The organism is Streptomyces sp. NPDC033180, from assembly GCF_055577645.1.
Map to the genome: position 1 here is coordinate 13,912 of NZ_JBVIPU010000005.1, position 18,081 is coordinate 31,992.

Annotated in this window: 14 protein-coding genes; 5 read left to right on the forward strand and 9 right to left on the reverse strand. The window is 69.7% G+C overall.

The features are described from left to right. Positions 1 to 9: 9 nt before the first annotated feature. Positions 10 to 564: a peroxiredoxin gene (locus tag ACZ5WE_RS16580; protein ID WP_467688602.1), complete on the reverse strand. Its 555-nt coding sequence runs from the start codon at positions 562 to 564 to the stop codon at positions 10 to 12. 157 nt (positions 565 to 721) lie between these two features. Here ACZ5WE_RS16580 and ACZ5WE_RS16585 point away from each other — a divergent pair, with 157 nt between their 5' ends. Next, positions 722 to 1,678 (forward strand): LysR substrate-binding domain-containing protein, encoded by a 957-nt coding sequence (locus ACZ5WE_RS16585; RefSeq protein WP_467688603.1) that lies wholly within the window; start codon positions 722 to 724, stop codon positions 1,676 to 1,678. Positions 1,679 to 1,714: 36 nt separating this feature from the next. Here ACZ5WE_RS16585 and ACZ5WE_RS16590 read toward each other — a convergent pair whose 3' ends face one another. From ACZ5WE_RS16590 to ACZ5WE_RS16600, 3 genes are read right to left on the reverse strand one after another with little or no spacing between them, the layout of a single operon-like run. After that, positions 1,715 to 4,144, reverse strand: a complete 2,430-nt coding sequence (locus ACZ5WE_RS16590) for an FtsX-like permease family protein (protein WP_467688604.1) — start codon at positions 4,142 to 4,144, stop codon at positions 1,715 to 1,717. Further along, complete coding sequence (locus tag ACZ5WE_RS16595) at positions 4,141 to 4,827, reverse strand: ABC transporter ATP-binding protein (RefSeq protein ID WP_467688605.1); 687 nt, start codon at positions 4,825 to 4,827, stop codon at positions 4,141 to 4,143. Before ACZ5WE_RS16595 ends, ACZ5WE_RS16590 begins: the two co-directional genes overlap by 4 nt. Next, positions 4,824 to 5,351 carry a PadR family transcriptional regulator gene (locus tag ACZ5WE_RS16600; RefSeq protein ID WP_467688606.1) on the reverse strand — a complete coding sequence of 176 codons (528 nt, stop codon included), beginning with the start codon at positions 5,349 to 5,351 and terminating at the stop codon, positions 4,824 to 4,826. Before ACZ5WE_RS16600 ends, ACZ5WE_RS16595 begins: the two co-directional genes overlap by 4 nt. A gap of 274 nt (positions 5,352 to 5,625) precedes the next feature. Here ACZ5WE_RS16600 and ACZ5WE_RS16605 point away from each other — a divergent pair, with 274 nt between their 5' ends. Continuing rightward, on the forward strand, positions 5,626 to 7,890 hold the full coding sequence (locus ACZ5WE_RS16605) for a transglycosylase domain-containing protein (protein WP_467688607.1): 2,265 nt from the start codon (positions 5,626 to 5,628) through the stop codon (positions 7,888 to 7,890). An 82-nt stretch (positions 7,891 to 7,972) separates the two neighbouring features. On the opposite strand, the gene ACZ5WE_RS16610 is transcribed toward ACZ5WE_RS16605, so the two are convergent. The 4 genes from ACZ5WE_RS16610 to ACZ5WE_RS16625 form a co-directional block, all read right to left on the reverse strand. Further along, positions 7,973 to 10,057, reverse strand: a complete 2,085-nt coding sequence (locus ACZ5WE_RS16610) for a SpoIIE family protein phosphatase (RefSeq protein WP_467688608.1) — start codon at positions 10,055 to 10,057, stop codon at positions 7,973 to 7,975. Positions 10,058 to 10,112: 55 nt separating this feature from the next. Continuing rightward, positions 10,113 to 10,760, reverse strand: a complete 648-nt coding sequence (locus ACZ5WE_RS16615) for a class I SAM-dependent methyltransferase (RefSeq protein WP_467689185.1) — start codon at positions 10,758 to 10,760, stop codon at positions 10,113 to 10,115. Between the two features lie 172 nt (positions 10,761 to 10,932). Further along, positions 10,933 to 11,619 carry a cytidylyl-2-hydroxypropylphosphonate hydrolase gene (fomD, locus tag ACZ5WE_RS16620; protein WP_467688609.1) on the reverse strand — a complete coding sequence of 229 codons (687 nt, stop codon included), beginning with the start codon at positions 11,617 to 11,619 and terminating at the stop codon, positions 10,933 to 10,935. A gap of 146 nt (positions 11,620 to 11,765) precedes the next feature. Further along, on the reverse strand, positions 11,766 to 13,178 hold the full coding sequence (locus tag ACZ5WE_RS16625; protein ID WP_467688610.1) for a class II fumarate hydratase: 1,413 nt from the start codon (positions 13,176 to 13,178) through the stop codon (positions 11,766 to 11,768). Between the two features lie 122 nt (positions 13,179 to 13,300). Here ACZ5WE_RS16625 and ACZ5WE_RS16630 point away from each other — a divergent pair, with 122 nt between their 5' ends. Continuing rightward, a complete protein-coding gene (locus ACZ5WE_RS16630) occupies positions 13,301 to 14,833 on the forward strand; it encodes a ricin-type beta-trefoil lectin domain protein (RefSeq protein WP_467688611.1) in 1,533 nt (510 codons plus the stop codon). Positions 14,834 to 14,905: 72 nt separating this feature from the next. Here the strand turns inward: ACZ5WE_RS16630 and ACZ5WE_RS16635 are convergent, their stop codons facing one another. Beyond that, entirely contained in the window at positions 14,906 to 16,591 is a 1,686-nt protein-coding gene (locus ACZ5WE_RS16635; protein WP_467688613.1) for a fumarate hydratase, read from the reverse strand. Positions 16,592 to 16,762: 171 nt separating this feature from the next. On the opposite strand from ACZ5WE_RS16635, the gene ACZ5WE_RS16640 reads away from it, so the two are divergent. Together ACZ5WE_RS16640 and ACZ5WE_RS16645 are read left to right on the forward strand one after the other, a co-directional pair. Then, entirely contained in the window at positions 16,763 to 17,449 is a 687-nt protein-coding gene (locus tag ACZ5WE_RS16640) for a DUF1707 SHOCT-like domain-containing protein (RefSeq protein ID WP_467688615.1), read from the forward strand. A 149-nt stretch (positions 17,450 to 17,598) separates the two neighbouring features. Then, positions 17,599 to 17,979 carry a WhiB family transcriptional regulator gene (locus ACZ5WE_RS16645; RefSeq protein WP_467688617.1) on the forward strand — a complete coding sequence of 127 codons (381 nt, stop codon included), beginning with the start codon at positions 17,599 to 17,601 and terminating at the stop codon, positions 17,977 to 17,979. Positions 17,980 to 18,081 lie beyond the last annotated feature (102 nt).

Here is an 18,081-nt window from a genome sequence, read left to right on the forward strand (position 1 = left end):
AGGCTCCGTTCACTCGCCCGAGAGCAGCGCGACCGGGTCAAGGGTCTCGTCGCCCTGGGTCCAGTTGCACGGGCAGAGCTCGTCGGTCTGGAGCGCGTCGAGGACCCGGAGGACCTCCTTGGGGTTACGGCCCACGGAACCGGCGGTCACCATCGTGAACTGGATCTCGTTGTTCTGGTCGACGATGAAGACGGCGCGCTGCGCGAAGCCGTCCTCGCCCTCGATGCCGAGGTCACGCATGAGCTCGTGCTTCGAGTCGGCCAGCATCGGGAAGGGCAGGTCGGTCAGGTCCGGGTGGTCCTTGCGCCAGGCGTGGTGCACGAACTCGGAGTCACCGGAGAAGCCGAGGATCTGGGCGTCACGGTCAGCGAACTCCTCGTTCAGCTTGCCGAAGGCGGCGATCTCGGTCGGGCACACGAAGGTGAAGTCCTTGGGCCACGCGAAGACGATCTTCCACTTGCCCTCGTAGGTCTTGTGGTCGATCTGCTGGAACTCAGCGCCCTTCTCCAGCGAGACGCAGGCGGTCAGATCGAACTGGGGGAACTTGTCACCGACAGTGAGCACGCGCTCTCCTTGCTGCAAGGAAAATCCCTTTTGGGGAGTTTCCTGGGGGGTTGGACTGATGTTGATGGTGGCACAGGGTGCATTGATTACGGAAATAGCTAGAGTGGGTTGTGTTGATCGGACCTAGCTATCAGTACGCGTAGTAAAGAGGAGCGCCGTGGCCACCAGTGCCAAGCCCGTAGCCAAGCGAGGCGCACGTCAGCCCAGCCTCGCCCAGCTGCGCGCCTTCGCCGCCGTCGCCGAGCATCTGCACTTCCGGGACGCCGCCGCCGCGATCGGCATGAGTCAGCCCGCGCTCTCCGGTGCCGTGTCCGCCCTGGAGGAGACACTCGGTGTCACCCTGCTCGAGCGTACGACCCGCAAGGTGCTGCTCTCGTCGGCCGGTGAGCGCCTCGCGGTGCGGGCCAGGGCCGTGCTCGACGAGGTCGGGGCGCTGATGGAGGAGGCCGACGCGGTGCGCGCGCCGTTCACCGGAGCGCTGCGGCTCGGCGTGATCCCGACCGTCGCGCCCTATCTGCTGCCCACGCTCATCGGGCTCGTCCACGAGAAGTACCCGCATCTGGACCTTCAGGTGCATGAGGAGCAGACATCCTCGCTGATCGAGGGCCTCGGTGCCGGACGGCTCGACCTGCTCCTTCTCGCCGTGCCGCTCGGGATGCCGGGCATCACCGAACTGGCCCTGTTCGACGAGGACTTCGTGCTCGTCACACCGCTCGACCACTGGCTCGGCGGGCGCGAGGGAATTCCGCGCGACGCCCTGCGCGAGCTGAACCTGCTGCTGCTCGACGAGGGGCACTGCCTGCGCGACCAGGCGCTGGACATCTGCCGGGAGGCAGGGCGCGCGGACGCCCCGGTGACCACGACCGCCGCCGGGCTCTCCACCCTCGTCCAGCTGGTGGCCGGCGGGCTCGGTGTGACGCTGCTCCCGCGCACCGCGGTCCGCGTCGAGACCAGCCGCAGCAATCAGCTGCTCACCGGGTACTTCGCGGACCCGGCACCGACCCGGCGCATCGCTCTCGCGATGCGTACGGGGGCCGCGCGCGCGGCGGAGTACGAGGCGCTGGCCGCCGCGATGAGGGGGGCCGTGAAGCCGTTGCCGGTGCGGGTGTTGTGACCCCGCACCGGCAACGTACCGCCCCTGCTGGGGGACTTACTCCGTGCGCAGGCCGTCCGGGCGCATCATGCGCCACAGCGGCGGCAGGCTGAGCAGCGTCACGACCGCGACGAGGGCCGCGCCCGCCGCCGTCAGGGGGGCGAAGAGCCACCAGTCGGTGACCGACTTCTCGATCATGCGGACCATGACCCAGCCGAGGCCGAGGCCGCCCGCGACGGCGAGCGCCAGGCCGATCGCGACCGGAATCGCGGTCTGCCACAGGATCGACCACGCCATCGAAGCGCGGCGCGTGCCGAACGCGGTGAGGGCGGCGAGCAGGCGCTTGCGCTCCCGCAGTTGCTCCATCATCGAGACCAGCATGGACGCCGCGATCAGCGCCATCGTCGCCATCGCGCCGATCTGCAGACCGTTCTGGATGGTGGCGTACTGCTTGTCACGCTCGACCGCGCGCAGCGTCCGCACGGAGAGGAACGGGTCGACGTGGGCCGCGGTGTTGCGGATGAACTCCTCGGCGTCCTTGACGTCCGGGTCGACCTGGATCATCGCGGTCGTCGAGGCGTCGGTCATCTTGGCCACGTCGATCGCGCCGGGCGTCGCGTAGATGCCGTCGTGCAGATCACCGCCCGGGTCGGGGCGGGCCTTGACCGTGCGGGAGTCGGCGGGCAGCGTCCACAGGTTGTGCCGCTGGTCAGGGTCATCCTCGCGGGTGACGTGCAGGGAGATCGGCTCGCCGGGGCGGGCCGAGGCGTCGACCCATTTGTTCATCCTGCTGTTCCCGGTGTGCACGACGAAGGTGTCGCCGTCCTCGCACGAGCCGATCCGGGCCAGCTCGCGCAGGTTCGCGCAGGTGCCGACCGTCAGCTCCGTGGTGGGCCGGATGTCCTCGGGGTTCTTCATCCTGCCGGGCTTCACGACGTACGAGGAGACCGTGCCGATGACGTTCTTGACGCCCTTGGTCGTGCGGAACTTGTCGTTCATCCGCTGGGCGAGCTCGCCGTCGCCGACGTCGGCCTGGACCACCAGCTTGGCGCGGCCGGGGTCGTTGTCGGTCACCTGGTTGAAGTCGTCGTGCATCGCGACGAACAACATCTGCAGGGCCACCGCGCCCGCCACCGCGACAGTGATGCCGCTGACCGCGCGTGCCGCCGTACCACTGCTCAACTGAAGCCTGCGGGTGGCCAGTTGCCAGGGTACGGGGCCACCGCCGCGCAGCCGGGCCACGCTTGCCTCGACGAGCCAGGGCAGCAGCGCGGCCAGGCCCACCAGGGTGAGTGTCGCGCCCGCGCCGATGGCGAAGACCGGCGGGGCGTAGTCGCCCCCGACGCGGCCCGCGGCCAGCAGTATCCCGAGGCCGATGAGCGGCATCATGATGCGCCACCACAGGCGGCGCTTGCGGGGCTTGGTGCTGCGCACGACGCCGAGCGGTTCGATGGAGACGGCCCGCAGCGAGATCAGCGTGACCAGGACGGCTGTGATCGGCACGGCGAGCAGTACCAGTACGGCCAAGGCCGGCACGGGCGCCACGTCAGAGGGGAAGGCGCTGATCCGCCACCCGTCGAGGGTGCCGATCAGCTCGCGCAGCCCCAGGAAGAACACGCCGCCCGCGGCAAGGCCGAGCAGCGCGCCGCACAGGGCCTCGCCCGCCGCGATCCGCCGTACGCTGTGCGCGTCCGCGCCGACCAGGCGCAGCGCGGCAAGACGCCGGTCGCGTCGGTCGCCGCCGAAGCGGACCGCCGTGCCGATGAAGATGATCACGGGGGTCAGCAGGACCACGCAGATCAGGACCACCAGGACGATGAGCATCGGGTCCAGGGGTTCCGCGGGCTGCTCGTAGCCGTAGGCGGCAACGCGGTGGCCGCCCTTGGCCGGGGTGAGGGCGTCGGAACCGGCGTAGTAGTAGAGCTCCTTGGGGTTGGTCAGGCCCGCGTCGCCGATGGTGCCGGTGATCTTGTAGTCGCCGTACCGCTCCTTCAGGAGGGCGCCGTCGGAGCTGTTCAGGAGGTCGCGCAGGGCGGGCGACACGACCATCTCGCCGTCCGCGGGGATCTTCTCCAGGCCGGGCGGCAGGACCGGGTGGGCGCCCTCGGCGCGCAGCACTCGGCCGCTGACCGTCGCGTCGCGGAAGTCGGTGGGCACGTCGCGCTGGAGGACCGTGGAGTCCGAGCGCTCGACCTTCTTGTCCGAGAACTGACCCTCGGCCGAGCGGGCCACCGAGCGGTCCTCGCGGTGCTGCAGCAGGGTGGGCACGGACGCCGCGCCGAGCAGCAGCGCCACACCGAGCCCGACGCCGACCGCCGTGAGCAGGGTGCGGGTCCAGCCCTCACGGCCACCGCCGACGGCGAAACGTATGCCCATCGCCAGGTCGCGGGCGAAGGCGCGGGGTCCCCCCTTGGACACCGTCGCGGTGGTGTCGGCGAGCGGTGGCCGGGGAGTGGTGGCGGCCTGCGCACGGGTGTCGAGACTCATATCGCCCGCTCCATGTCGCGTGCCCTGCCGTCGCGTACGACGATCTCGCGGTCGGAGTAGGCGGCGACCCGCGTCTCGTGCGTGACCAGGACCACGGCGGCGTTCGTCGAGCGCGCGGCGTCGGTGAGCAGCTCCATCACGCGCTCGCCGTTGAGCGAGTCGAGCGCGCCGGTCGGCTCGTCGGCGAAGAGCACGCGCGGGCTCGTGGCGAGCGCGCGGGCCACGGCGACGCGCTGCCCCTGGCCGCCGGAGATCTCGCCGGGCCGCTTGGCGGTGACGTCCTCGACCTCGAGGCGCTCCATCCACGTGCGGGCGGTCGCCTCGGCCTCCTTGCGCTTGGCGCCGTTCAGCCGCAGCGGAAGCGCGACGTTCTCCACGCACGTCAGCTCGGGAACCAGCTGCCCGAACTGGAAGACGAAGCCGAACTCGCTGCGGCGCAGGGCGCTCAGCGCGGCGTCCGGCAGGTCCGTGAGCTCACGGCCGTGGTAGGTGATGGAGCCCGAGTCGGGCTTCACGATCCCCGCGAGGCAGTGCAGGAGCGTGGACTTGCCGGAGCCGGAGGGGCCCATCACGGCGACGACCTCGCCGGGGTGGATGGAGAACTCGGCGTCGTCGAGCGCGGTCGTGGGGCCGTACGTCTTGCGGAGGCCGGACGCGGTCAGGAGGGAACCGGCGGGGGTCATGCGGAGCGAACCTCCTGGGCGAGCTTGCCGAGGCGCGCGGCGGCAAGTTCCAGCCAGCGCAGATCGGCTTCGAGGTGGAACAGCGCGTGGTCGCAGATCAGCTGGTCGGCGAGGTCGCCCTTGCGCTTGCGGTCGGTGAGGATGCGCATCAGACGCAGGTGCTCGCCGCGCTGGGCGTCGAGCATCTCCGAGGCGTCGCGCTCGGTGAGGAGCGCGAGGACGACCTTCGTGTAGAGGGTCGACTGGAGGTAGGGCTCGGGCTTCTCCGGGGTGGCGAGCCACTGCTCGACATCGGTGATGCCGGCGTCGGTGATCGCGTACCGCTTGCGCTCGGGGCCGCCGCCCGCCTCTATGCCGTCGACCTCGACGAGGCCGTTCTTCAGGAGGCGGGACATGGTCGAGTAGACCTGCCCGTAGTGCAGAGGTTTGTCGTGACCGAACTTCTCGTCGAAGGTGCGCTTGAGGTCGTAGCCGTGGCGGGGGCCCGACTCAAGGAGGCCGAGGAGGGTGTGACCGATGGACATGCGGAGCACTCTACACGGCGTGTATACGTGCCATGTATACCTCCGGTTCCGAGCTGACCGGTGGCTCACAGGTTCGAGAAGCGGGCAACCTTCTGAGGTCTGTGTTCGTCGGTTCTTAAGGGCAGGTGCTCTTTGTCACGTCCGGAAAAGACCGGATCGGCAGGAGTTTGTCCCAGGGTGCGGTGTTAGCTTCATGAGCTGATTCGACGTACGCACTCCACGTACGCACTTGACGTACACACGAGGACTAGACGGAAGCGGAGCACAGAGGATCATGGGCCGAGCGGAAGAGCGACAAGCGCGGCAGCGCGGCGCGCGCCGGGCATCGCGCGGGCGCCCCGCCGGCGGCGGCAAACCCAAGCGCACGGGCATACGCCGCTTCTTCACGCTGAAGAAGATCCTGGGCACGTTCTTCGGGCTGTGCCTGCTCGGCATGCTCTCCTTCGTCGTCCTCTACATGGTGGTCGACGTGCCCGAGGGCAACGCGGCGGCCAGGCTCCAGAGCAACGTCTACAAGTACAAGAACGGCGACGTCATCGCCAGGACCGGCGAGCTGAACCGCGAGGTCGTCGACCTGGAGAAGGTGCCCAAGGACGTCCAGCGCACGTTCGTGGCCGCCGAGAACAAGTCCTTCTACAAGGACCAGGGCGTCGACTTCAAGGGCACGGCCCGCGGCCTGATCAACACCGTCTCCGGCAAGGGCAAGCAGGGCGGCTCGACGATCACCCAGCAGTACGTCAAGAACTACTACTTGACGGCGGACCAGACGGTGACCCGCAAGCTCAAGGAACTGGTCATCTCGCTGAAGGTGGACCAGAACAAGAGCAAGGACTACATCCTCGCCGGATACATCAACACCAGCTACTACGGCCGCGGCGCCTACGGCATCCAGGCCGCCGCCCAGGCCTACTACGGAGTCGACGCCGAGGACCTGGACGTCTCGCAGGGCGCCTACCTCGCCGCCCTCCTCCAGGCCCCGAGCCAGTACGACTGGACGTCGGCGACGCCCGCCAGCAGGAAGCTGGTCGAGGCGCGCTGGAACTACGTCCTGGACAACATGGTCGAGGAGAACTGGCTGTCCGCGAGCAAGCGCGAGGGGCTGAAGTTCGACGTGCCGGAGAAGCCCAAGGCCGCCCCCGGCCTCAAGGGCCAGACCGGGTACCTCGTGACGCAAGCCAAGGCCGAGGTCATGAAGGCGGGCCACCTCAGCGAGAAGCAGTTCGACGCGGGCGGCTACACGATCACGCTCAACATCGACAAGAAGAAGCAGAAGCAGCTCGAAAAGGCCGTCGACAAGAAGCTGAACGACCAGCTCGACCCGGACAAGCGCAAGGCCGACGCCCGGGTGCAGGCGGGCGCCGCGTCCGTCGACCCCAAGACCGGCAAGGTCCTTGCGATGTACGGCGGCCGGAATTTCGTCAAACACCAGATCAGCAATGCCACCCGGCGTGACTACCAGCCCGCCTCCACCTTCAAGCCGCTGATCCTGGCCGCCGCCCTGGAGAAGGGTGCCAAGACGCAGTCGGGCCAGCCGGTCACGGCCAACACGATCTACGACGGCACGAGCGAACGCCCGGTCAAGGGCAGCGACGTCGCCTTCGCGCCGCCGAACGAGGACGACAAGAGTTATGGCCAGGTCACCGTCCAGAAGGCGATGAACAAGTCCATCAACTCCGTCTTCGCGCAGATGGGCGTGGACGTCGGCATGGACGAGGTCCTGGAGACCGCGGGCAAGCTCGGCATGGACGTCGAGGATCTGCCCGCCGTGCCCGCCCAGACCCTGGGCACCATGGGCGCGAGCCCGCTGGAGATGGCGGGCGTCTACGCCACGCTCGACAACCACGGCAAGAAGGTCACCCCCGCGGTCGTGGCCTCCGTCGAGCACAAGGACCGCACGATCGAGCTGCCGGACCCGATCGGTGAGAAGGTCGTGGACCGGGGCACCGCGGACTCGCTCACCTCGGTCCTGACCGGTGTGGTCGACGACGGTACGGGCAGCGCGGTGCGCAGCCCGGTGCAGGATGTGGCGGGCAAGACCGGTACGTCCGACGACAACAAGTCGGCCTGGTTCACCGGTTACACACCGAAGCTGGTCACCTCCGTCGGTCTGTTCGGCGAGGGCGCGGCCGGAACCGCCGAGGAGAGCAAGCAGGTCTCCATGAAGGGCGCGGGCGGTCTGCCGCGCGTCGACGGCGGCAGCTTCCCGGCGCAGATCTGGGCGGCGTACACCTTCGACGCGATGGGCTCGCCCAGCGAGTTCGACCTGGACACCTCCATGGGCGCGGCCATCGCGCCGCCCCCGGAGCCGACGACGCAGGCCCCGAAGGAGCCGACGCAGGAGCCCACGGAGACCAAGGATCCGACGACGAAGCCGCCGACGGACGACCCGACGACGGAGAAGCCCACGGAGACTCCGACGACCGAGCCGCCGACGGACGACCCGACCACGGAGCCGCCGACGGGCGACCCGGAGGAGCCGGACCCGACGGACTCCATCGAGATCCCGGAGAACCCGAACGGGCGCCCTGGCAGGGACTGACGGCCGCACTTCACGGTATTTCACGGCGAAGGCGCCCGGAAGCACACGCTTCCGGGCGCCTTCGCCGTGAACTGCCTGGCGATCAGCTGTGGTTCAGCTCGAACCACACCACCTTGCCGGTGCTCAGCCGCGTCGCGCCCCACCGCCGGGCCAGCCTGTTGACCAGATAGAGCCCGCGTCCGCCCTCGTCCGTGGCCCGCGCCTGGCGAAGGCGTGGTAGCTGCGGCACGTCGTCGCCGACCTCGCAGCGCAGGACGTCCGTACGCAGCAGGCGCAGGGTCACCGGACGCGACGCGTACCGCACGGCGTTCGTCACGACCTCGCTGACCAGGAGCTCCAGGGAGTCGGTCAGCTCCTGCAGGCCCCAGCGCTCCAAAGCGCTGCGGGCCAGGCGCCGGGCGCGGGCGGGCGTGGCGTCCTCCGGCTCCAGGAACCAGTACGCGACGTCGCTCGGCGCGATGCCGTCGAAGCGGGCGGCGAGCAGCGCGATGTCGTCGTCACGGTCGCCCGGGCCGAGCATGTCGAGCACGTCGTCGCAGAGCGCCTCAAGGGGCGGCGGATGGTCCGGGCCCGTCAACTGGGCGGTGGCGGCGAGCCGTTCGCGCAGCTGCTCTATGCCCGTCCACACGTCACGCAGCCGGGACTCGACCAGGCCGTCCGTGTAGAGCAGCAGCGTCGCGCCTGCCGGCGCGTCCAGCTCCACGGCCTCGAAGTCGACGCCGCCCACGCCGATGGGGGCGCCCGGCGGGACCCGCAGGACCTCCGCCCGGCCGCCCAGATGCAGCAGGACGGGTGGCGGGTGGCCCGCGTTGGCGATGGTGATGCGGTGCGCGACCGGGTCGTAGACCGCGTAGAGGCAGGTCGCCATCCGGTCCGAGCCGAGCCGTTGGGCCTGCTCGTCCAGGTGGTGCAGGACCTCCTGGGGCGGCAGGTCGAGCCCGGCCAGGGTCTGGGCGGTCGTCCGCAGCTGGCCCATGATCGCCGCCGATGTCATGGAGTGGCCCATGACGTCGCCCACGACGAGTGCCACCCGGCTGCCGGGCAGCGGGATCGCGTCGTACCAGTCGCCGCCCACCCGGGCCGTCTCGGCGGCCGGGAGATAGCGGGACGCCAGGCGCACACCGGTCGGGCGCGGCAGGGTCTCGGGCAGCATCGTGCGCTGGAGCTCGTCGGCGATGTACGCCTCGCGGCCGTAGAGCACGGCCTTGTCGATGCCGAGGGCGCTGTGCGTGGCCAGTTGGGCCGCGACAAGCAGGTCGTCGCCCTCGAACGCGGGGCGGTCGGGGCGGCGCAGGAACACCGCGGCGCCGATCACCCGGCGCCTGCCCCGCAGCGGGGCGAGGATCGTCCGCTGCCCGGAGGGCACGGTGCGTCCCTCGCCGAGCAGTTCGGGCAGGGCGGCGTGGGCCGCGGGCGCGTCGGCGAAGACCGGGCGCACACCGCGCAGCACCTCGGCGAGGGCGCCGCCGGGGCGCACCTCGCACAGCTCGGCGGTGGTCACCAGGTCGGTCTGCACCTGGAGGGCGGGCAGGGCGCCGCCCTCGGTGTCGGGCTCCTCCGCCCCTTCTTCGATCGCGCGCAGCCGGTCGGTGCGGCGCAGGCGCAGGATGAGTGCTCCGCTGGGCCGCTCCTCGCCAACCGGCAGCGGGTCGCGCAGATAGACCAGTATCGCGTCGGAGAACGTCGGCACCGTGGCCCGGCACAGGCCCATCACGATCTCGTCCAGGTCGATGCCGCGGGCGATGCGCCGGGTCGCGGCGCCCACGAAGCGCAGCCGGTCGCCGTCGCGTCTCATCGCCGCGGGGCCGGAGCCCGGCGGCCGTGGCTGTCCCGTACGCCGCTCCTCACCGCCGGGGGCGTCCGGGGGGACGCCGTCGGAATTGTCGTGCCCGCCATCGTGCCCGCCATCCTGTCCGGCCCCTTGGTCGGGGCGCGGCCGGTGCGGGTCGGGCTGTTGCCCCGAGGGCCCGGGCGACTGGGAGTGCTCGTCGCTGGGGCTCGCGGTGGAGTCGCCCGTGCGGGCCTGGGGCTGTGCGGGTAAAGCAGCCGCGCTCGGGGTGTCCCGCGCCTTCGGGGCACGCACCAGCGCCCCGCGGGGGTCCGCGGGGGCGGCGGGCCGGGCAGCTCGGGGCTGTCGGCCCTCGTCGGGGATGGAGTGCTCCGTCACGCGTTTCGAATCCGTCCGTCCGGGGCTGCGCCTTGGTGTCCGGTGGCTACGTTGGTCAGCCGCGTCGGCAGTGCATAAAGAGCTGGTGTTCGGGTGGTACATCGGTGCTCGCCGGGGCGTAGGAGTACGTGTCCTCATCGACGATGTCGAAGCCCGCGTCACGTACGACCTGCCGCAGTTCCTCCCGCAGGTATCCGGATACCCGGATTGTGTGCCCCAGGAACGGAATTCCCGCGTCATCCAGGTCGGCCTCGACCATGGAGAGCGCGAGCAGACCGCCGGGGCGCAGCAGTCCGTGCAGCAGCCGCAGAGCGTACGGGATTTCGGCGCGCGGCAGCATCAGGAGCGCGAAGAATGCCGCGATCCCGTCGAACTGCCCCACGCCGTCGGGCCCTTCGGCCCCCAGCGCCGCCACGTCGAGCTGCCGGAAATCGGCGTTCGACGCCGGCACGTTCTTCCTGGCGAGGTCGAGCATGCCGGACGAGAGGTCGATGCCGAGGACCGAGTGTCCGGCGTCGGCGAGCTGACGGGCGGTCGGCAGTCCGGTGCCGCATCCCACGTCGAGCACCCTGGACCCGGGCGGCAGCGCGTCGGCGAGCCTGCGCCCGGCGGCCAGTTGGCCGTCTTTGTGCGGAAAGGCGTCGTCGTAGTGCTGCCCGATGGCGTCGAAGGCCTCGGCCTGGCCCGTCCGGTCGGGATGCATGCCGGATGGCCCGCCGTACCTGTCGAACTCGCTCGCCTCGCTCACGTTCTGCCGCCCTTCGATGACATCCTGTCAGGCAACGCGCAAGCTCAGGGAGTTGCTGCTGAGTTGCTGCTGTGCGCCCTTGCGGAGGACGATCCTACGTTTGAACCATGGGGGCGCATCAAGGGTCTCATGACGTCACATGTACGGGCGTGCGGTCCCAGTCATCCGGTAGGGGTGGAATCGCCCAGTCCGGATCGGGGCGCCACTGCGGCCAGTTGTCCGAAAAGGGCAGGCCCCACGAGCGGATCACGTCGATGGCGGCATGCCCGGCGGCCCGCACTTCCTGCGCCTTTCCCGCCCCCATCAGACCGGCGCGCTGGGCCTGGGCGAACTCGTCCTCGTCGTGCCACCGCCATGTCCGGTCCGGCCGCACGGAGATGTCCAGAAAGTGATCCTCGGAATCGATGCCTCCGGCCCAACGGGCGCGCGGCTCCTCGAGGTTCACGTACCAGTTCTTGAACTGCCATCCCGGATCCCAGAACAGCCATACGGACCATGGCTCCGCGGGGCGGGCCAACTTCAGTACCCCCGTACCGAACCAGCGGCCCCTGCGCAGGGCGCGCGGCCTGGTGTAGCGGGTGGCGAGCGGCTCGTGGTGAACGGGAGTTCCGTCGGCGATGACCGGTTTCACGCATTCGGTGCCGGGGGCCATCCACACGGCGAGCAGATCCTCGGTGTCCTGTACGACCGTGACGGGCCGACAGATGTGGATGCGGTTCCCGGCGTTCTCCTTGTACCGCCACAGCACCTGGGTGCCGGGGGCCCAGCGTGCTGCTTCGCTGCTCGTCGTTGGCGGCGTGGTGAGGTCTGTCATGCGGAGATATTAGTGCGCGCCCGGACAAGCTCTTCGGAACCTGTCCGGGCGTGAGGCAGAACCTGTCCGGGCGTGAGGCAGAACCTGTCCGGGCGTGAGGCAGAACCTGTCCGGGCGTAAAGGTGAACAGTGCCGCGGGGACAGCTCTATGGGTGCGTCATCCGCAGGACGTCCAAGGCCTCGTCCAACTGCGTCAGGGAGAGCTCACCCCGTTCGACGTATCCGCCTTCGAGTACGACCTCCCGGATGGTCTTCCGCTCGGCCAGCGACTTCTTGGCGACCTTCGCCGCCTCTTCGTATCCGATGTACTTGTTCAGCGGAGTGACGACCGAGGGCGATGACTCGGCGTACTCCCGGGCCCGCTCGGCATTCGCGGTGATTCCGTCGACCGTCCTGTCGGCGAGCAGCCGCGACACGTTGGCGAGGAGCCGCACGGACTCCAGGACGTTCTTGGCGATGACCGGCAGCATCACGTTCAGCTCGAAGTTGCCGGCGGCCCCCGCCGCGGCGACCGTCGCGTCGTTTCCGGTGACTTGCGCGGCGACCATGAGGACCGCCTCCGGGATGACCGGATTCACCTTCCCCGGCATGATCGAGGAACCGGGCTGCAGATCGGGCAGGTTGATCTCGGCGAGGCCGGTCCGCGGGCCCGAAGCCATCCAGCGCAGATCGTTGGCGATCTTCGTGAGGCCCACGCCGATCGTCCGCAGCTGTCCGCTGGTCTCGACGATGCCGTCCCGCGCGCCCTGCGCCTCGAAATGGTCCCTGGCCTCGGTCAGCGGGAGCCCCGTGGCCCGCGCGACCTCGTCGATCACGGCCGCCGAGAAGCCGGGCGGGGTGTTGATGCCGGTGCCCACCGCAGTGCCGCCGAGCGGCAGTTCGGCAAGGCGCGACAGCGAGGCGTTGAGCCGCTCGACGCCGTAGCGCACCTGGGCCGCGTAGCCGCCGAACTCCTGGCCGAGGGTCACGGGCGTCGCGTCCATGAGGTGCGTGCGCCCCGACTTCACCACGTCGGCGAACTCCGCCGACTTGCGCTCCAGAGCGGTCGCCAGATGTTCGAGCGCCGGGATCAGGTCCTGTGTCACGGCGCCCGTGGCCGCGATGTGGATCGAGGAGGGGAAGACGTCGTTCGACGACTGGGACGCGTTCACGTGGTCGTTCGGGTGGACGCCCCGGCCAAGACGCTCCGTGGCCAGCGTCGCAAGGACTTCGTTCGTGTTCATGTTGGACGACGTGCCGGAGCCGGTCTGGAAGACGTCCACGGGGAAATGCTCGTCCCAGCGCCCTTCGACGACCTCGCCCGCCGCGTCCGCGATCGCCTGCGCGACGTCCTTGTCGAGCACCCCGAGGTCCGCGTTGACCTTCGCCGCAGCCGCCTTGATCCGGGCGAGCGCGGCGATGTGCGCGCGCTCCAGGCGCTGCCCCGAGACGGGGAAGTTCTCCACGGCCCGCTGCGTCTGCGCCCGCCACTTGGCGTGCTCGGGAACCCGCACCTCGCCCATGGAGTCGTGTTCGATCCGGTACTCACCGCTGTCGCTTGCGCTGGCGTCGCTGGTCATGCCTCGAACCTACCTCTCCGTCAAACCTCGCTGAAAAGTTGAGCACTTGTCTTGTTCCAGGTATTCCCAAGGCTCTTACTGACCAGTAAAAACCGTGGGTAACACCAAACCGGGGAGGCGCAATGAAGCGCATCAGACGCGGCCGACAGAGCAGGCTGCGATGTACGTTCGCCGCGGCCGTGGCGATGGCGGCGGTGCTCGGCACGGCAGCCGCCGTGCCGGCCCAGGCCGCCGAGGACAAGAACAGGGCGCCCGCGTCCACGCCCCTGCCGCCCGATCTTGAGAAGATCCGGGCGGACGAGGCCACCAAGCTCTACGGCGCCCCGGTCGAGCGCCCGCTCACCGAACGGAAGACCGGGCTGATCTCGCTCGGCGACAGCGAGATCTCGGGGGAGGGCGTCGGAACGTACGAACCCGGCACCGACGGCCCCGACAACTGGTGCCACCGCTCCCCGGACGCCGCGATCCACCGCACCGGCATCCCCGCGGACGTGACGTACAACGTCGCCTGCTCGGGAGCGCAGACCGTCAACATCAAGATCGGCGGGCAGAAGCAGTACGCCGACGAGCTGGTGCAGAGCGACAACCTCGCGATCAAGGCCCGCAACACCAGGATCAAGGCCGTCATGCTCGTCATCGGGGCCAACGACGACCTCCAGTTCGCGCCGGTGATGACGGACTGCGTGACGCGCTTCCTGCTCAGCCAGGGGGCCTGCGCGGGCAAGTACAACGACGGCTGGCAGGCGCGCGTCGACGCCCTCGTGCCCAAGGTCGAGCAGTCCATCCGCGACCTGAGGACCGTCATGAAGGACGCGGGATACGAGGGCGGCGACTACAAGCTGGTCGTCATGGGCTACCCGAGCCCGATCGGCCCGGACTTCCGGGACAACCCCAGGTTCCCGGGCAAGCTGGTCTGCGGCGGTCTCGGCTACGACTCCGACACCGAGTGGGGCCGCAACTACGCGGTGCCCACCTTCGAGACCGGCATGCGCAAGGCCGTCAGGACGGCGGGCGCGACCTACCTCGACAACTCCCGCCTCTTCCAGGGCCATGAGGTCTGCATGGAGGACACCTGGGCGCGCGGTCTCTATGTGGACCTCTCCAACCCGTTCCCGCCGGACTCCAACTCGGTCCGCCAGTCCTTCCACCCCAACGCCCGCGGCCACGCGGCCTTCGCGTCCTGCCTGACGCAGCTCTACAACTCCGGGTGGAACGAGGGCGGTTGCGCGGACCCGGCGAGCACAGGCAGCCCGAAGCTCTACCAGGGCAGCTGGGCGGACGCGTACAAGCCGCTCAAGAACGCGGGCACCGGCAGCTGCGTGGACGTCGATGCCTCGAAGAGCCGCAACGGCACCAAGGTCCAGGGCTGGGACTGCACCGGCAACCGCAACCAGACCTGGTGGTACGACGCCGGGCTCGGGTCTCTGCACACCGGCCTGACCCAGGACCGCTGCCTCGACGTGCCGGGCACCGCCAAGGAAGGCACCGCCGTCACGCTGTGGAACTGCCACGGGAGCGCCAACCAGAAGTTCGTGCGCGATGCGGGCACCCTGCGGCCGGCCGCGGACACCGGGCTGTGCCTGACCCTGGCGGCAGCCAAGGAGCCGCTGCGGCTCCAGAAGTGCACGGGGGCGGCGAACCAGCGGTTCGCCTGAGGCCGATCCGTTCCCGGACGCAGAGGGGCTCCCTCCTCGGCGGAGAGCCCCTCTGCGCGCTGTACGGAAGTGCTACGCCAGGCCGGGCCCGCGGACCGGGATGGACGTGAACGTCGGCTCCGGGGCCGGGTTCTGGAAGAAGTCGTTGCCCTTGTCGTCGACCACGATGAAGGCCGGGAAGTCCTCGACCTCGATCTTCCAGACCGCCTCCATGCCGAGCTCCTCGTACTCGACGACCTCGACCTTCTTGATGCAGTCCTGGGCGAGACGCGCGGCCGGACCGCCGATCGAGCCCAGATAGAAGCCGCCGTGCGCGTCGCAGGCGTCGGTGACCTGTTTGGAGCGGTTGCCCTTGGCGAGCATGACCTTGGAGCCGCCCGCCGCCTGGAACTGCTCCACGTAGGAGTCCATCCGGCCGGCCGTCGTCGGGCCGAACGAGCCGGACGCGTAACCGTCGGGGGTCTTCGCCGGGCCCGCGTAGTACACCGGGTGGTCCTTCAGGTACTGCGGCATCTCCTCGCCCGCGTCGAGCCGCTCCTTGATCTTGGCGTGCGCGATGTCGCGGGCCACGACGAGGGGGCCGGTCAGCGAGAGGCGGGTCTTCACCGGGTGCTTGGTGAGCTCGGCGAGGATGTCGTCCATCGGCTGGTTCAGGTCGATCTTCACGACGTCCGCGGACTCGGCGGCGTCGTTGAGGTGCTCGTCCGTCGTGTCCGGCAGGAAGCGCGCCGGGTCCGTCTCCAGCTGCTCCAGGAAGACGCCCTCGGCGGTGATCTTCGCGGTGGCCTGGCGGTCGGCCGAGCAGGAGACGGCGATCGCGACGGGCAGCGAGGCGCCGTGGCGCGGCAGGCGCACCACGCGGACGTCGTGGCAGAAGTACTTGCCGCCGAACTGCGCGCCGATGCCGATCTTCTGCGTCAGCTCGAAGACCTTTTCCTCCAGCTCCTTGTCGCGGAAGCCGTGCCCGGTCGCGGAGCCCTCGGCGGGCAGCTCGTCGAGGTAGTGCGCCGAGGCGTACTTCGCGGTCTTCAGGGCGAACTCGGCGCTGGTGCCGCCGACGACGATCGCCAGGTGGTACGGCGGGCAGGCGGCCGTACCCAGGGAGCGGATCTTCTCCTCCAGGAACTTCATCATGGAGGCCTCGTTCAGGACGGCCTTCGTCTCCTGGTAGAGGAACGACTTGTTGGCCGAGCCGCCGCCCTTGGCCATGAAGAGGAACTTGTAGGCGCCGCCGTCGGTCGCGTACAGCTCGATCTGGGCCGGGAGGTTGGAGCCGGTGTTCTTCTCCTCCCACATGTTCAGGGGAGCCATCTGCGAGTAGCGCAGGTTCAGCTTCGTGTACGCGTCGTAGACGCCCTTCGAGAGCGCCTTCTCGTCCTCACCTTCGGTGAGGACGTTCTGGCCGCGCTTGCCCATGACGATGGCGGTGCCGGTGTCCTGGCACATGGGGAGCACGCCCGCGGCCGCGATGTTCGCGTTCTTCAGCAGGTCGAGTGCCACGAACTTGTCGTTGCCCGACGCCTCCGGGTCGTCGACGATGCGCCGCAGCTGGGCCAGGTGCGCGGGCCGCAGGTAGTGCTGGATGTCGTGGATCGCCTCGGCGGCGAGCGTGCGCAGCGCGTCCGGATCGACCTTGAGGAACGTCCGCCCGTCGGCCTCGAAGGTGGAGACACCATCGGAGGTCACCAGCCGGTACGGGGTGGTGTCCTCTCCCAGCGGGAGCAGATCGGAGTACTCAAACTCTGGCATTACGGCCATTCCTCACTCGGCAGACAGCGGCGCGGCCTCCATTGGCGACGCGCCAACCAGCGTAGAACGCGCGAAGCGGACCGAGCCTGTGAGGTAAGGCTCAGTAGCGCCCGCCCCCAGTCCGTGCGGGTTGTCCACAGGGGTAGTCGCGATCTATCGCGTTTGGGTACGCTGGGTGGTGTGGACCTAGAGAAGCGCCCCCAGCCCCCTCACACCCACCCGGAACCGCAGCCGACGGGTCTGCGCGCGTCGGATGCCGACCGGGACCGCACGGCGGACATCCTCCGCGAGGCCCTTGCCGAGGGCCGGCTGACCGCCGAGGAGCATGGCGAGCGGATCGACGGGGTCTATCGCGCCAAGACCATGGGTGAACTGGAGCCGCTGGTCAGCGACTTGCCCGCGGCGGGCGGCGCGGCGTATCCCACCGTGAAGCCCGAGCCCGTCCCCTCCCGGCCTTCGGACGGAGTGGTGCCTCCGGTCGCCGACGAGAATCTGGTCGCGGTCTTCAGCTCCTCCGTCCGCAAGGGCCGCTGGCGCGTGAGCCGCCGCACGCACGCGTACGCGATCTTCGGCAGCGTGGAGATCGACCTCAGCGAGGCGATCTTCGAGCAGCGACAGGTCGTCATCAGGGCGGTCTCCGTCTTCGGCAACGTCGAGATCCGCGTCCCGGAGAACGTCTCGTTGCGGGGCAACGGCACGGGCGTGCTCGGCAACTTCGAGGTGGACACGCTCGATTCGGCGGAGCGGGACGCACCGGTCGTCTTCGTCGACGGGTTCGCGGTCCTCGGCAACATCGAGGCGAAGGCCAAGCGGGGCAAGCTCGTCCGGGATCTGCACAAGCACCTGCGCAAGCATCTCGGTCACTGAAGGGCCCCCGGACCGGCCACCGAGGGGGCGTATCCGGCCACTGGCGGCGCGAACTTCCGTACATCGGAACTCAGTGCATAGGCGCATGCACAGCGGGTAGAGCTGCTGCATCGTCTCTCGCTCGCGAAGCCGTCGTCAGGAGTAGACCCGTGCTGCAGCCGTCGCATCAGTCCCTGCAGGTCGCCGCCGTTCCGGCCCAGCGGGAACCAGTGCGCGATCGGAACCAAGACGCTCCGTGGCACACCGAGGCGGTGTGCCGACGAGACGAGGCCGGGCTGTTCTTCGCCCCGTCCAAGGAGCCGACCGCCTCACGCCTCTCGCGGGAGGAAGCCGCGAAGCGGGTCTGCGCCCGCTGTCCGGTGATGGTCGAGTGCCGGGAGCACGCCCTGCTCCAGCCCGAGCCGTACGGCGTCTGGGGCGGCCTCACGGCCGCGGAGCGCCGCGTGGTGCTCGCCAGGCGGCGCCGGCGCGAGGTGGAGCTCAAGAAGGCCGCGCACACGACCGCGGGGCCCATCGCCGCCGCCGGATAGGTCGGACGACTCTCCCGTACGCCGAAGGGGGCGTCCCCCGCACGGGGCGCCCCCTCCGGTGTGCGCAACTCGCGCTCCACAAAGCCTACTTGGCCGCTCGGC

What these genes read in the sequence shown, in the direction of transcription:
- ACZ5WE_RS16590 (WP_467688604.1), bottom strand. Translation starts at nt 4,144, where the DNA reads ATGAGTCTCGACACCCGTGCGCAGGCCGCCACCACTCCCCGGCCACCG.
- ACZ5WE_RS16595 (WP_467688605.1), bottom strand. Translation starts at nt 4,827, where the DNA reads ATGACCCCCGCCGGTTCCCTCCTGACCGCGTCCGGCCTCCGCAAGACG.
- ACZ5WE_RS16600 (WP_467688606.1), bottom strand. Translation starts at nt 5,351, where the DNA reads ATGTCCATCGGTCACACCCTCCTCGGCCTCCTTGAGTCGGGCCCCCGC.
- ACZ5WE_RS16605 (WP_467688607.1), top strand. Translation starts at nt 5,626, where the DNA reads ATGGGCCGAGCGGAAGAGCGACAAGCGCGGCAGCGCGGCGCGCGCCGG.
- ACZ5WE_RS16615 (WP_467689185.1), bottom strand. Translation starts at nt 10,760, where the DNA reads ATGCATCCCGACCGGACGGGCCAGGCCGAGGCCTTCGACGCCATCGGG.
- fomD (WP_467688609.1), bottom strand. Translation starts at nt 11,619, where the DNA reads ATGACAGACCTCACCACGCCGCCAACGACGAGCAGCGAAGCAGCACGC.
- ACZ5WE_RS16625 (WP_467688610.1), bottom strand. Translation starts at nt 13,178, where the DNA reads ATGACCAGCGACGCCAGCGCAAGCGACAGCGGTGAGTACCGGATCGAA.
- ACZ5WE_RS16630 (WP_467688611.1), top strand. Translation starts at nt 13,301, where the DNA reads ATGAAGCGCATCAGACGCGGCCGACAGAGCAGGCTGCGATGTACGTTC.
- ACZ5WE_RS16635 (WP_467688613.1), bottom strand. Translation starts at nt 16,591, where the DNA reads ATGGCCGTAATGCCAGAGTTTGAGTACTCCGATCTGCTCCCGCTGGGA.